The sequence below is a fragment of the Candidatus Parakkermansia intestinigallinarum genome (genome assembly GCF_944389695.1).
Classification (GTDB): Bacteria; Verrucomicrobiota; Verrucomicrobiia; order Verrucomicrobiales; family Akkermansiaceae; genus Akkermansia; species Akkermansia intestinigallinarum.
Map to the genome: position 1 here is coordinate 73,946 of NZ_CALXNG010000001.1, position 14,436 is coordinate 88,381.

General features: G+C 66.6%; 7 protein-coding genes. All 7 read right to left on the reverse strand.

From position 1 onward, the window contains the following. Positions 1-193: 193 nt before the first annotated feature. Complete coding sequence (gene pheT, locus AC6UAL_RS00280) at positions 194-2,686, reverse strand: phenylalanine--tRNA ligase subunit beta (protein WP_500681345.1); 2,493 nt, start codon at positions 2,684-2,686, stop codon at positions 194-196. Between the two features lie 21 nt (positions 2,687-2,707). Next, on the reverse strand, positions 2,708-3,718 hold the full coding sequence (gene pheS / locus AC6UAL_RS00285; protein WP_500681346.1) for a phenylalanine--tRNA ligase subunit alpha: 1,011 nt from the start codon (positions 3,716-3,718) through the stop codon (positions 2,708-2,710). A gap of 180 nt (positions 3,719-3,898) precedes the next feature. Then, positions 3,899-4,753, reverse strand: coding sequence for a CDP-diacylglycerol--serine O-phosphatidyltransferase (gene pssA, locus AC6UAL_RS00290; protein ID WP_500681347.1), 855 nt, complete (start codon positions 4,751-4,753; stop codon positions 3,899-3,901). 224 nt (positions 4,754-4,977) lie between these two features. Then, positions 4,978-7,341 (reverse strand): hypothetical protein, encoded by a 2,364-nt coding sequence (locus AC6UAL_RS00295; RefSeq protein WP_500681348.1) that lies wholly within the window; start codon positions 7,339-7,341, stop codon positions 4,978-4,980. Between the two features lie 53 nt (positions 7,342-7,394). Further along, complete coding sequence (locus AC6UAL_RS00300) at positions 7,395-9,629, reverse strand: hypothetical protein (RefSeq protein WP_500681349.1); 2,235 nt, start codon at positions 9,627-9,629, stop codon at positions 7,395-7,397. Positions 9,630-9,719: 90 nt separating this feature from the next. Further along, a complete protein-coding gene (locus AC6UAL_RS00305) occupies positions 9,720-11,273 on the reverse strand; it encodes a hypothetical protein (protein WP_500681350.1) in 1,554 nt (517 codons plus the stop codon). Between the two features lie 176 nt (positions 11,274-11,449). Further along, on the reverse strand, positions 11,450-14,260 hold the full coding sequence (alaS, locus tag AC6UAL_RS00310; RefSeq protein ID WP_500681351.1) for an alanine--tRNA ligase: 2,811 nt from the start codon (positions 14,258-14,260) through the stop codon (positions 11,450-11,452). Positions 14,261-14,436: the final 176 nt, after the last annotated feature.

Here is a 14,436-nt window from a genome sequence, read left to right on the forward strand (position 1 = left end):
GCGCGCGATTCGGCGACATCCTGAGAGCCCTCCCGCCGCCCGGACGCAACCCGAAAAAAGCCCCGCACCTTGAGGAAGGTGCGGGGCTTTTTGGGCGATCGGTGCGCGGTAGACGCACGGCCGGTGCGAGCTAGACGCGCGGTTGACGCGCGGCCGGCACGCAGTAGACGCGCCGTCGGCACGCGGACGGGCTTCAGCGGAAGCGCAGATCCTTGAGCTTGGCGGCGAGGGTGTCGAGCACCTGCTTGTGCGCGGCGTCGACCTCGGCGGCCGTGAGCGTCTTCTTCGCGTCGCGGTACAGGAAGGTGTAGGTCATCGCCTTGCGATCCGCCGCCAGCTTCTCGCCCGTCGGGTCGCAGAACAGATCCTTGAGGCGGCAGTCAACCAGCAGCTTCTGCTTCGCCGCTTCGACCGCCTTCACCACGTCGGCGTGGCGCACGGCGGCCGGCAGATCGAGCGAGGAGTCGCGGCTCGAGCCCGGGAACTGCGGCAGCTCGGCGGCCTTGAAGGGCGCGGTTGCCAGCTGTTGCAGCTTGCGCAGGTCGAGCTCGGCGTAATACGACTCCATCGGCAGGCCGAGCTCGCGGCACTTCGCCAGCGAGAGGCGCGCGGCGTAGCCGCAGGCTTGGTTGTTGATCTGGATATCCGCGCCGAGAGCGGCTGCCTCGCGCGGCTGGCGGCTCGGCACGAAGCTGACCTTCGCCTTGGGCAGCAGCAAGTCGATGACGGCGCGAAGGTCGCTTTCGCGCACCTCGGCAGGCTTGGTGTTGACCCACGAGGCCGGGCCCAGTTTGCCGGCCATGAAGATACCCAGCACCTCCGTCTCAATGTCGCGGCCCTTGCCGCCGCCCGTGTTGCGGAACACGCGGCCGCACTCAAAGAAGCGCAGCGATTCGACGCCTTGGTTGATGTTGCGGGCGGCGACGGCGATGAGGCCGGGCGCCAGCGAGGGGCGCAGCGTCGAGTGATCCTCCGAGATGGGCAGCGAGACGCGAATCACGTCGCCGTCCGTCAGCGGCTTGATGGGCAGCGCGTTTTTCACGCAGGCGATGGTCGGGTCGATGCTCTCGTCGGCGATCAGCTTGAAGGTCTGCACCTCCCAGAAGCCGGCTCCGGCCAGCTTGCGCGAGAGCGCCATGCGGTAGTCGTGGGCGCGGTCGTGGGCGGTTTCTTCGACGTAGATGGAGCTGTTGGTGGCGGGGACGTTGTCGATGCCGTAGACGCGCACGATCTCCTCGAGCAGGTCGCAGCTGCGCTTGAGGTCGAGGCGCCAAGGCGGGCAGTCCCAATTGCCCTTGCCGTCCGTGTCGCGCAGGCCGAGGTTGCGGAGGATGCGTGCGGCCTCGAGGTGCGGGATGGAGCCGTTGGTCATGACGTCGAGCTCCTTCCAGTCGAGATGCACCTGGTCGAGGGCGTAGTAGACCTTGGCCTCGCTGCCCTGTTCGAGCACGGTGGCCGTCTGCGCCAGCGCTTCGGACACGAGGCAGGGAGCCTGCCCGCCGACGAGAATCGGCTCGGCCTGACCGCCCGCGCATTCGAGAATGAGCTCGATGGCGCGAGAGGCCGCCCGCAGCACGTTCCACGGCGAGGCGCCGCGCTCGAAGCGGTACGAGGAGTCGGAGGCGAGGCCGAGGCGGCGCCCGGTGAAGCGGATGGCGCTGCGCAGGAACCAGGCCGACTCGAGCACGATGTCGGTCGTCTGCTCGGTGACGCCCGAGTCGAGACCGCCCATGATGCCGCCGATGGAGAGTGCCGCACCGGAGTCGTCGGAGATGACCACGTCGTCGCTCGTGAGCGTGTAAGTCTCGTTCATGAGGCTGGTGAAGCGCTCGCCGGGCTCGGCGCGGCGGATGTTGAGATGGCCCGTCAGCTTGGCGGCGTCGAAGGCGTGCAGGGGGTGACCGAGCTCGAAGAGGCAGTAGTTGGTGATGTCAACCACGTTGTTGATGGGACGCAGGCCGATGGCCATGAGGCGCTCGGCGAGCCACTCGGGCGAGGGGCCGATCTTGACGTTGCGGATGCGCGTGGCGGTGTAGAAGGGGCAGATCTCGGGCGCCGAGAGCTTGATGAAGTCTCCGGCGGGTTTGGTGTTGCAGGCGTCGCAGCCGGCGGCGGGATCGGCCTTGAGGGCGCGGCCTGTGATGCCGGCGAGCTCGCGTGCCATGCCCCAGTGGCTGAGCAGGTCGGGGCGGTTCGGGGTGATCTCCAGCTCAAAGATGGTGTCGGACTTCACGAACTCGCGCACCGGCGTGCCGATGACGGAGTCTTCGGGCAGAATCCAGAGCCCGTGCTCTTTGTCGGGCAGCCCGAGCTCGGAGGCCGAGCAGAGCATGCCGCAGCTCGCCACGCCCAGCATCTTGCCCTCCTTGATCTGCCAGCCGCCCGGCAGCACGGCGCCGGGAAGCGCACAGGGTACTTTGTCGCCGACCTTGTAGTTGGCGGCGCCGCAGACGATTTGGCGCAGCGAGCCCTCGCCCGCATCGACTTGGCAGACGTTGAGGTGGTCGCTGCCTTCGACGGGGGTTTTCTGCATGACTTGTGCCACCACGACGAGGTCCGTGGTGACGCCGCGCTCCTGAATCCCCTCCACCTCGATGCCGGCGAAGGTGAGCATGTCGGCCATTTCACGGGTGTCGAGACCCTCGAGGTCGATGTAGGCGGAAAGCCAGTTGAGTGAAACGTTCATGTGTCTTGTTGAGAAAGGGGGTTATTGGAACTGGGCGAGGAAGCGCAGGTCGTTTTCGATGAGCAGGCGGATGTCGCGGATGCCCCAGCGTATCATGGCGAGGCGCTCCAGACCGATGCCGAAGGCGAAGCCGGTGCAGCCCGTGTAGAGCTCTTTGCCGGTCTCGCGGTCGATGTTTTCAAAGACGGCGGGGTTGACCATGCCGCAGCCGGCAATCTCGATCCAGCGCGGCGCCTGCCCCGCGGCCTGCAGCAGCACGTCGATTTCAAAGCTCGGCTCGGTGAAGGGGAAGAAATGCGGGCGGAAGCGCACGGCCGTCTCGCTGCCGAAGAGGGCCTTGAGGAAGTATTCGAGCGTGCCCTTGAGGTCGCCGACGCTGACGGCGCGGTCGACGTAGAGGCCCTCGATCTGGTTGAAGGCCGAGAGGTGCGTCGCGTCGATGGCGTCGCGGCGGAAGGCAGAGCCAGGGCAGATGATGCGCACGGGCGGCGCCTGTTTCTCCATCGCGCGGGCCTGCACGGTGCTCGTCTGCGTGCGCAGGAGCTTGCCGGAGTCGAAGTAGAAGGTGTCTTTCTCGTTGCGGGCGGGGTGGTCTTCGGGCGTGTTGAGCGCGTCGAAGCAGTGCCACTCGTCCTCGATTTCCGGGCCGTCAGAAAGCGTAAAGCCCATGCGGCGCAGGATGCGGACGGCTTCGTCGCGCACGATGCTGATGGGGTGCAGGCCGCCGGAGGGAAGGGCGGCGCCCGGCATGGTCAGGTCGATGCCCGCCACGGCGGCGGCGTCGAGCTGCTGCTGAAGAGCCGCGCGGCGCTCGTCGAGCGCGGCGGTGATGGCGGCGCGCGCTTCGTTGAGCAGGGCGCCCACGGCGGGTTTCTCTTCCTTGGGCACGTCGCGCATGCCCTGCTGCACTTGGGTAAAGGACCCCTTCTTGCCCAGGATGCTCACGCGAGCCTCCTCAATCCCCCTCATGTCGGCGATTTCGGCAATGCGAGCCAGGGCTTCTGCTTGTACGCTTGCTATCTTTTCTTTCATAACTGACAACGAGAAACTATACGCCCCCGCGCCGAATTGTCAAGGCGATTCTCGTGCGCGACACGCGTTCGCGCGGCGGCCTGCGGCAGACATGCCGCGGGTGCACGGCGGGCGTGAGGCGGGCGAGCGACGGGCATGCGGCGGGCGTGCGGCAGGTGAGCGACGGGCATGCCGCGGGCTTCAGCCTCGCTTGACCTCGTCGTCGTCCTCCTCATCCTCGCAGATTTCGAGCGCACGGCGCAGGCGGCGGTTGAGGAAGGGGCGCACGATGAGGCCGTAGAGCAGGTAGCAGAGGAAGAGCAGCGCCGGGGCAATCCACGGGAAGAGCACCAGGGCGCAGATGGCCACGGTGGCGATGAGGATGGCCGCGACGGTGCCGCGCTTCTCGAAGGTCACGTGCTTGAAGCTCGGGTAGATGACGCGGCTCATCATGAGCAGCGAGACGACCGTCATGCAGATGGCCATGGTGATCTGCCAAGGCTGGGCGATGTCGAGGTTGCGGTTGGTCGTCAGGTCGATGACGAGGTACATCGTGCTGACGACGGCTCCGGCCGCCATGGGAACGGGCAGGCCGACGAAGTCCGTGCTCTGGTTCTCTTTCTTGGGCGCGGCGGCCATGCAGTTGAAGCGAGCCAGACGCAGCGCGGCGCAGAGCAGGTAGAGCACGGCGATGACTTGCCCGACGTATTCGCCCGGCAGGTCGAAGAGCACGGCGCGAGAGAGCAGCAGCGCCGGAGCAATGCCGAAGGAGACGACGTCGGCAATCGAGTCAAACTCGCGCCCGAAGGGGCCGTCGCACTTGCACATGCGTGCCACGCGCCCGTCGAGCAGGTCGAAGATGCAGGCGGCGAAGATGAAGTAGGTCGCCTTCTGGTAACATTCAAAGGCCTCGGGCGTGCCGTCGGGCAGGTTCATGCCCTTGAAGATGGTGAGGATGGAGAAGAAGCCGCAGAGCAGGTTGCCCGCCGTGAGAAGGTTGGGCAGAACCGGGATTTTGGGCTCGTCCGGATAGGCCGGCATCTTGTTTTTGTCCATGGCTGTAAGAGAATGGTGGGTGGGGGAAGGCTGAGGCGGGGGAGAATGCGGAGGCGGAGGCGGCGGTTCGGCGCCGTTCGCCGGAAAGCTCCCTGCGCCGAACCGCCGACGGCGCCTGTGCCGTCGGCGGCTATTATCGGTGATTTCGCGCCGCTTGTCAACTCATGTCTCCGAGCGAACCGCGGGCGACCCGCCCCGCGCAAGGGCGGCCGGGCGGCGGGGCCTCAGGGAGCGACTGCTGCGCCGGAGCTGCCGGACGGCGCCTCAGAGGCGGGAGCGGCGGCATCGCCTTCCGCGTCGTCGATTGCAGCCGGCAGCAGCACCTGAGTGTCAAACGCAACCGGCATCCGACCCAGCTTGTTGTACATGACGACGATGAGCCGATAGCCGTCATAGGGAGGCTGCGCTGCGAAGAAATAATTGACCTTGCCGTTGGTGGCGAACCCGCTGCTGGGGTACATCTCTCCGTTGGGGGAGAGCAGAGTGAGCTCTTTAATGCGCAGGGCATCACGGGCGCTGACAGTGACGTTCAGCTCATCCCTGCCGCGGCTGACGCGGAAATTGACGCCGTTGAGGCTGAAGGATTTCGTGAAGTCCTCCGGCTCGCATACTTGTTTGTCGAAAGCGACCGTCACGACGGTCGAGCCCTCCGTTTTCAGCATCGCGCCGGCCGGAACCTCGTCGTAGTAAAAATTCAGAACAACGGAGCCCCTCTTTTCGTCCTCCCCCGTGAGCAGCCAATCGACGGGTATCGACTTTTCGGTGCCGCCGAGCACGGTTGTTTTGACGTTTTTGACGATTTCCGGCTCCGAGATGCTTCTGTCGATGACTTTGCCGCCCTCCATCGGGGACGCAATTTCAAATTTCAGCGTCAGCTCTTCCCTCGACTTGGAGCCGTCCGAGTTGAGGAGAGAGCCGGTGACGGAGATGAGTTTGGCCTTCGCCGGGGGCAGCTCGGTGAGCGGTATGTCGCTGCTCGGATCAACGGCGGCGGCGTCATCGCCTTGCTCGTGGCCGAAGCTGAGGCTGATGTCGGCGCGGCCGTTCTGCTCACTGAGGCTGAGTTCGTAGCGGCCGGAGTCGCATTCGTTCGCGAGGAAGTCGAGGATCGGCGACGGCAGCAGGGCCTCGAGTGCCGAGGTGCTTTGCTCGCCGACTGCCGCGAGGCGGTCGGTGTTGAGGCGGCAGCGCAGGCCGCAGACGGGCTCTTGGCCCGCCGCGAGGTCGGGTGCTCCCGCGCTTTTCAGCAGGAGGCGCCCGGCGCTCGGCGCAGCGCTCAGGCTTAGCTGCGGCACCGGGGTGATGCTCAGGGGGCTGCCGGGGTCGGCGGGAGCCGGGACGCCAAGCAGACGGCAGAGAGCGGCGAGGCGCTGCGCGAGAGCCTCGGGGGTCTTGGCTCCGAGGCTCAGGCTGAGGCTCAGCTGCCCCTCATGCTCGCTGATGAGGGCCGAGGCGCCCTCTTCGAGGAGGGTGGGCAGTTGGCCGGCTGCGGCGGTCAGCAGCGGGTTCGTGAGGCGCACGGGGCTTGTGGCGACGTAGGCCAGGGTGTCGGCAGCATCGGCCTGCTCTGCCCCGCTGAGGGTGCCGGGGCTGAAGTGCAGGCCGTTGAGGGCGGCTTTGGCGCGGACGCGGTAGCCTTGGTCGTCGGTCTCGATGTACAGGCTTGCGGGGCTTTTCTCATCCAGAAGGCCGAGCGCGGCGACGAGGGCGGGCGGAAGGAGCTCGCCCTCCGGAGCGGCGCTCACCATGTTGGCGACAAAGAGGCGCAGGGCTTCGAGACCTTCGGGGCTGAATCCCAAAGCGATGACTTCGGACTCCGCTTGCCGATTCGCGGATGCGCGCTGCACCAGCTCCGAGAGCTCGGCTTGCATGGGAGACAGGGCGTTGTCGCTCGGGATCGCTCGGGTGAGCGCTTCGAGGTCTTCGCCGCAGCGAAGATCGATGCTTCGTTCGCCGACGCGGTAGATCAGCGAAAGCCGACGCTCGCCTAACTGCCGACTCGCGATTTCGGCGAGAGGGGGGGCGATGTTGCGGTACAGGGCTACGAGGTCAAAGTTCACGCCGTTCCATTCCCCCTGTGAGATGAAGCGAGCACCGGGGGTGAGGGATAACTCGGCGACGAGGGAGCTGATGCCGTCTCTGCTGTTGTCTCTCTCCTCATCGGTGCAGGAAACGCTCATGTAGAGCTCGGGCATCTGCCGACTCTGAGCCTGCGCATCCGATGCCGGCAGGGCGCCGCCCGCGGCTCGGGCGGAGTCGCGCTCCGCCATTAGTTGAACGAAGGCCGGCACGTCGCGGGTGATGAAGCTCAGGTCGCCCCGCAGGGCAAAGGCGAAGCTGAGCCGATTTTCAATTTGTAAGCCCCAGATGACGGAGGCATCGGCGGGCATGTGCCCCACGAGGGCGTTGAAGGGCAGAAACTTGTCGCCCGTGTCGGCATCCGCTGCCGCCGGGTCTCCGGCGGGCGCATCGGCGGGAGCGGCGGGGGTGGCTGAGGTGACGGGAGCGGCCGGATCGGCGGGGGCGGCGATGCTCTGCGGCGGCAGGGCCAGCAGGGCAGCGAGGGAAAGCAGGGCGCGGGTTTTCATAGCGGTCGGGTGCGTTTGGTTGATGGGTTTGGGAGGTGGGGTGCCGTCTGGGCTCAGTCGGCAGTATCGGCAGCAGGCGCAGCTTCGCCCGAGGCGGCAGGGGCCTGGGTCGGCGCCGGGGTCGGGGTGTCGCTCGGCTCCTCGATCAGGACGGGCAGGCGCAGCTTGGTGTCAAACTCCACGGGCAGGGTGCAGATGGCGGTATACATGGTGACGCGAAGGGCGTAGTCGTCGAGCGGCGGGGTGGCCGAGAAGTAGTAAGTTTGGCCGTGTTCGTCGCTCATGGTCCACCTGCTGGACTGTTCCCCGTCGGGGGCCAGAAGGCGAATGTCTTTGACGCGCACGGCGTCGCGCTTGTTGAGCCGGACGCCGAGCTCGTCATCCTTGAAGCTGACGCGGAAAGTGACGCCGTCGAGGCGGAAGGATTTCAGGCAGCTCTGAGGCTCGAAGCTTTGTTCGCCGAAGCAGAGAGTCAGGGGCAGCCGACCCTCGATCTTGAGTTGCCGCCCGGTGGGGACGGAGGGGCTTTCCACGAGGATTTCGGTGCGAGAGTTCTCATCCCGGGTGTCGCTGAACACACGCTTGATGGGTTTGATGCCGTTGCCGTCGGATATTTTTATCCCTCGGCCGTCTGCATACTCGTCGCTGATGAAGGCTTCGTCGCAATTCCGGGGGAGGTCAACGACGAATTGCAAGCGGAGATTGTTCGGCGAGCTTGAGGCTCCACGCTCTTCCATCGGGCAGCTGATGAACACGGGCTTGGCCTTCACCGGGGGCAGTTCGCTCTGCCTGCCGTCCCACACGGGAGTGCCGGAGGCAGAGGCGGCTTCCTCTTTCCGGACGTTCAGGCTGATGTCGGCTTGGCCGTTTTGCTCGCTGAGCTTCAGTTCGCAGAGGCCGTTTGCGCCGCGCAGCGCGAGGTAGTCGATGATCAGCCGGGGCTGCAGGATTTGCAGTGACGACTCATTCCGATCGACGGCTGCCGCGAGACGGTCGGCGCGGAGGCGGACGCTGAGGCCGCAGGCAGGTTCTGCGCTCGTCTCCAGCTCGGGGGCTTCCGGGCTCTTGAGGACGACGCGGGCGGCATCGGCCGCTTCGCTCAGGGGGAGGCCTGCGCCGTCGGGGCTGAGGAAGAGCCGTCGGGCAGCGTCGCGGGCGGCGGGGCTTGTCGCGTCGAAGCGCAGGCTGAAGCTCAGCCGGCCGTCTTGCTCGCTGATGAGGGCGGCGCCGCCCTTTTCTAGGAGGCTCGGCAGCTCGCCGCAGGCGGCGAGTAGCAGCGGGTTCGTGATGCTCACGGGCGTGGAGGCGGCGTAGGCGATAGTGCCGTCAGCATCGGCCTGCGCCGCGCCGCTGAAGGTGCCGGGGCTGAAGTGCAGGCCCTTGAGGGCGGCTTTGGCGCGGATGCGGTAGCCGCAGCTGCTTTCCTCGGCGCAGAAGCTCACGGTGCTTTTCTCATCGATGAGGCTCAGCGCGGTCGCGAGGCCGGGCAGGGTCGGGGTGATTTCGGCGAGGCTGCGCAGGGCTTTAAGGCCTTCGCTGTTGCACCACAGGGTGGTGTTTTCGCTTGCATCGACTGCCGATGGAGCTTCGCCCCTCGAGGGTTCGAGGAGGAGGTCGGCATGCGCCGGGTCGGAGGCGTCGATCGGGTCGCAGGTCATGAGCTTGTCGACGTCTTCGCCGCAGCGGATGTCGAGCCGCTGCCCGTCGAGGCGGTAGAGAATCGCGATGCGGCGCGAGCCGAGCTGCTGCCCTGCGAGCTCGTTGGATCGGGGCTCAAATTCGCTGAAAACGCTTACCAAATCGACGCTCAAGCCGTTCCAGTCGCCCTGAGAGATGTTGCGCGAGCCCGGGATGAGGGAGAGCGTGGAGATGACCCTGCGGCACGTCCTGTTGACGGCGAAGCTCTCGTCTTTGCTGTAGGCGAGACTCAGGAAGAGCTCGGGCATCCGCTCGCTCCGGGCTTCGCTGCTGAAAGCCTGCGCGAGCTGACGAAACGTTTCCTCGCCGACTCTCGGCGACATCAGCTGTGCGGCGATCCGCACATCGCGGCTGATGCCGCTCGGGTCTCCCCGCAGGGCAAAGACGAGAGTGAAATCGGTCGTGCGCCGGCTGCAGACCACGGAGGCGTCTGCCGGCATGAGATCCAGCAGCTCGGCGGCGGGCCGATCTTCGACGGGTTTGGCGGCAAGGCTCGGGGCGGCGGGTGCGGGGGCGGATTCGGTGTTGCCGTGCGCGGGCAGCGGCAGGATCAGTAGGGCGGCAAGGGGAAACAGGGCGCGGGTTTTCATGCTTGTCAGGCGGGTGGGTTGGTTTTTTCTGTAGACTACAACATCATGCCGGGCTTGTCGAGATTCAAATTCAGATGAATTCCGGAAGTTTTACTCGCGGGGCAGGATCGGCTCTTGGTTGTCCTCATCGCTCTTCGGGTCGTTCAGCGCGGCGGGCAGGCGCAGTCGGGTGTCGAAGCGCACGGGCAGGGTGCAGAGGCCGGTGTACATGGTGATGAGCAGGCGGTGGTCGTCAAACGGGGGGGCTGCGTTGAAGTTGTAGCAGCAGGTGGTGCCGCTGTGTCGGATGCTGCTCGGCGATACGGGGCTTTGCTGCGGGGGCGCGAGCTGAAGGCTCTGAAGGCGTCGGTTGTCTCGCCCGCTGATGCGGACGCAGAGCCCGCCGTTTTCGTGGCTGATGCGAAAGGTGACGCCGTTGAGGCGGAAGGAGCGCAGGCAGCTCTGCGGCTCGCAGATTTGCTCCCCTGTGCTGAGGGCTAGCTCCATGAGGCCGGTGATCGCGAGTTGCTCGCCGACGGGGAGGCGCTTGAGGTACAGTTCCATGCTGATTTCGTCCGAATCGTCGCGTTGCGATATCCGGAGCATGGCCGGGGCAATCGGGCCGATGCTGTCGGCGATTTTGAGCTTTCTTGCAGCTTCGTTGCCGAGAGGGGTGAGGTTGCGCATGCCTCGGGGTACGGTGACGGTGTAGCGCAGGACGAAGGTGCCGCTTGTGCTGCCCGAGCGGCGGTTCAGGGGGCCATTCAGGGAGCTGAGACGGGCTTGTTGCGGCGGCAGGAAGGCGGCTGCAGGGGCGGAGTCGCCGTTCGTCGGCTCGGCCTTCGGCTCGCTTTGTTTGTTGTTCGGTGAGGCGGTGTTGTTCAGCAGGGCGGGCAGGCGCAGCTGCGCGCTGATGTGCGCGGGGACGGTGCAGAGACCGGTGTAGGTGGTGACGACGAGGTCGCAGGCGTCGTTCGGGGTCTCTGTATCGAAGGAGTAGCTGTGCGTGCCGTCGGAGCTGCAGCCGAAGCTTCCGTCGAAGATGCCGAGGCTTTTTTGCGCGGTGATGAGTTGTATGTCATCGACGAAGACGGCTTCGCGTTCGTCCAGCTCGATGGTGAGGCGGTTGTTGACGCGGCTGATGCGGAAGGTGATGCCCTCGTGTTGAAAGGAGCTCGCGCAGCTGAGGGGGGCGCTCTTTTGTTTGCCCGCGTACATCGGTAGTTGAAGGGTTCCCTCCAGTTTCAGCAGGTCGCCGACGGTGGGACGCTCAAAGGTGAGTGTGAGGGTGCTTGCGCCGGTAGGGTCGTCCGGGGATACGAAGGCCGACCGGAGCGGCAGGGGGCCGGCGGCATCCGTGGCTTTCAGGTGCCGCAGTTCTTCGTCGTCCAGAAAGGAGGTGAGGGGGCTCAGGCCTTGGGGGCGGGGGACGCGCAGGGTGAGTTCGAGCGTGTCGGGGAGCAGTTCATCGGCGCGGTTGAACGGGCAGAAGATGGCGGTGGGCCGGGCTTTCTGTGTTTCCTGCACCGATTCATTCTGCGCGTCCTGCGCTCTGCCTTCGGCGCCGGCTTCGGCGTGGGCGGGGGCGACGGAAGAGGCGGGGGCATCAGCTGCGGCGAGCGGCGGCAGCAGGGCGGCGAGCAGGAGCAGGGCGGAGAGTTTCATGGTGGGGGGATTGTCACTATGGTACGACACGAGCCGCTCGCTGTCAAGGGCGGGGGAGAGGACGCGCGGGGCTCGGCGGGAGGGCGGTACGCGACAAGCCGGGCCGCTGTGCTGACCACAGCTGCCCGGCTTGGGTTGATGGGGCGAGGGCGCTCGCCGCGCAGGAGGTGCTGCGCTTAGGCGAGGGCCTGTTGCGCGGCCTCGATGAGGGCGGGTTTGGCGGCGAGGTCGCGGCCGGAGCCGCGGGCCATGTCGGCTTTGCCGCCGCCTTTGCCGCCGACGATGGGGGCGAGGCTGCGGATGAGGTCTCCGGCTTTGAGCCCGGCGGCCTGCGCCTGCTCGCCGCAGTAGGCGCCGAGCATAAGGGCATCACCGTCTCGCGCGATGAGGAAGGCGGCGGCGGGGTAGTGGCGCTTGCGAAGGCCGTTGAAGAGCTCGGTGAGCAGCTCGGTGCCGCCCTCGGTGCTCAGCACGATGTTGCCGCCGCTAAGCTGCTCGCTGAGCAGGGCGTCGGCAAGGCCGGCGGCAGCGGCCGCCTGAGCCTTCTTGAGGCGTTTCTCGGCCTCGACGGCGGCCTCCTTGAGGGCGTCGGCGCAGGCGTTCCACTCGTCGAGCAGGCGGTTGATGTCGCGGATGTCGCGGGCGGCCAGCAGGCGGTCTTCGAGGTCGCTGCCGCAGGCGGGCACGGCTTGCTCGGGCTGCCCGGCGGCGGCCAGCGCGGCGTTGGCGCGGGCGAGCTTTTGCAGGTCGTCCTGCATCTCGGGCTTGCGAGCCTCGAGCATCTCGCGCACGACGGCGTAGCCGGCCGCTCCGGCGGCGGCTTCGATGCGGCGCACGCCGCTGGCGATGGCGCCCTCGCTGCGAATCTTGAAGAAGCCCAGCTGCGCGGTCGATGCGGCGTGCGTGCCGCCGCAGAGCTCCATCGAGACGCCGTTGAAGGCGCCGGGCTCACCGCCGACCTGCACGAGGCGCACGATGTCGCCGTACTTGTCGCCGAAGAACTGGCAGACTTCTTTGTGCTGCCGGATTTCGCTCATGGGGTATTCGCGGCAGACGATGGGGAGGTCTTGGGCGATCCAGTCGTTGACGAGCTCTTCGACGCGGCGCAGGTCGCTCTTGCTGATGGCGCCGCTGTTGACGTCGAAGCGCAGGCGGTCGACGTCGACGAGGGAGCCCTGCTGGGCGATGTCGTCGCTGATGAGCCGGCGCAGGGCGCGGTGCAGCAGGTGCGTGGCGCTGTGGTGGTTCTCGATGGCGCGGCGCACGGCGGTGTCGATGCTCAGCAGCACGCGGTCGCCGACGGCGGGGCGCAGCCCGTCGGCCGCCGAGATGAGATGTGCGCGGGCGCCGCCGATCTGGCGCACGCCGATGACGGCGACGCTGTCGCCGCCGAGCTGCAGGGTGCCGCTGTCGCTGACCTGGCCGCCCATCTCGGCGTAGAAGGGCGTCTTGTCGGTGATGACGAAGAGGGCGCCGTCGGCTTCGTGCACTTCGGTGACGGTGGCCTCGGTGCTGTCTTCATCGTAGCCGGTGAAGGCGGTGACGTTGTCGGTGCGCAGGTCGAGCGCGCGCACAACCTGCTTCTTCTGCGCGGCCTTGGCGCGGCGGCGCTGCTCTTCCATGAGCTCTTCGAAGCGGGCGCTGTCGACGCTCAGACCGCGCTCGCGGGCGATGAGCTCGGTGAGGTCGATCGGGAAGCCGTAGGTGTCGTAGAGCTTGAAGGCGAAGTCGCCCGTGACGCGCCCCGCGCTGCTGACTTCGCGGTCGAAGAGCTCAAGGCCGCGGTCGAGCGTCTCGTTGAAGCCGGTTTCCTCGCGCTGAAGAACCTCTTTAATGGTCGCGCTGCGAGCTTGAAGCTCGGGGAAGACGCCGCCCATTTCGCCGACGAGGGTGTCGACGAGCTCGGAGAGGAAGGGTTTGACGAGGCCGAGGGCGCGGCCGTAGCGCACGGCGCGGCGCAGGATGCGGCGCAGAACGTAGTTGCGGCCGCTGTTGCCGGGCAAAATGCCGTCGGCGATGCTGAAGCTCAGGGTGCGGATGTGGTCGGCGATGACGCGGAAGGCGATGCTCTCGCGCAGCGTCTCGCGGTTGCTCTCATCGGCGTCCTGCGGGTAGATGTCGGCGTAGCGGCGGCCGGAGATGTCTTCAATCTTGCGGAAGATGGGGCGGAAGACGTCGGTGCTGTAGTTGGAGATGCGCTTGCTGAAGTCGGTGAAGCCGTTGGTGCACTGCATCATGGCGCAGGCGCGCTCAAAGCCCATGCCGGTGTCGACGTGGCGCGCGGGCAGGTTGCGGAAGCTGCCGTCGCTCTCGGCGTTGTACTGAATGAAGACGAGGTTCCAGATTTCGATGCACTGGTCGCTGTCTTTGTTCACGAGGCGCCCTTGGGTGTCGCCCTCGGGGGTGAGGTCGACGTGCAGTTCGGAGCAGGGGCCGCAGGGGCCCGTCTCGCCCATCATCCAGAAGTTGTCGTGCACGTTGCCGTTGACGACGTGCACCTTCGGGTCAAGCCCCTTCGCGGCGAAGAGCGAGGCCCAAGTGTCGTAGGCCTCTTGGTCGAACTCGCCGGGGTCGCCGGCGCTCTTGTCGGGGCAGTAGACGGTGGCGTAGAGGCGCTCGACGGGGAAGCCCCAGCGCTCGACGGTGAGCTCCCAAGCCCAGCTGATGGCCTCTTTCTTGAAGTAGTCGCCGAAGGACCAGTTGCCGAGCATCTCAAAGAAGGTGTGGTGGTAGGAGTCCTGCCCGACATCTTCGAGGTCGTTGTGCTTGCCGCCGGCGCGGATGCACTTCTGGGTGTCGGTGGCTCGGGCGGGGCTCCAAGGCGGGGTGAGCACGCCGAGGAAGTAGGGGACAAATTGGTTCATGCCGGCGTTGGTGAATAGCAGGCCGGGGCTCTGCGGCATCAACGAGGCAGAAGGAACGATGCTGTGCTGCTTCTCGGCGAAGAAGTCGAGGAAGCTCTGGCGGATCTGCGCTGCGGTCATCATATCGGTTTGAGCAAAGGGGCTTCGGGCACGCGCACGCGTGCTCGCGCCTCAGCATACACCCTTTGCGCGGCTCTGTAAAGCGCATTTTGAGTGTCGCCCGAGCCACCGCGCGGCGCGCAGCCCGGCCGTGTCGGCAACTGCCGCGCGGGTCGCGGACGTGTGCCCGGAGGGTGCAG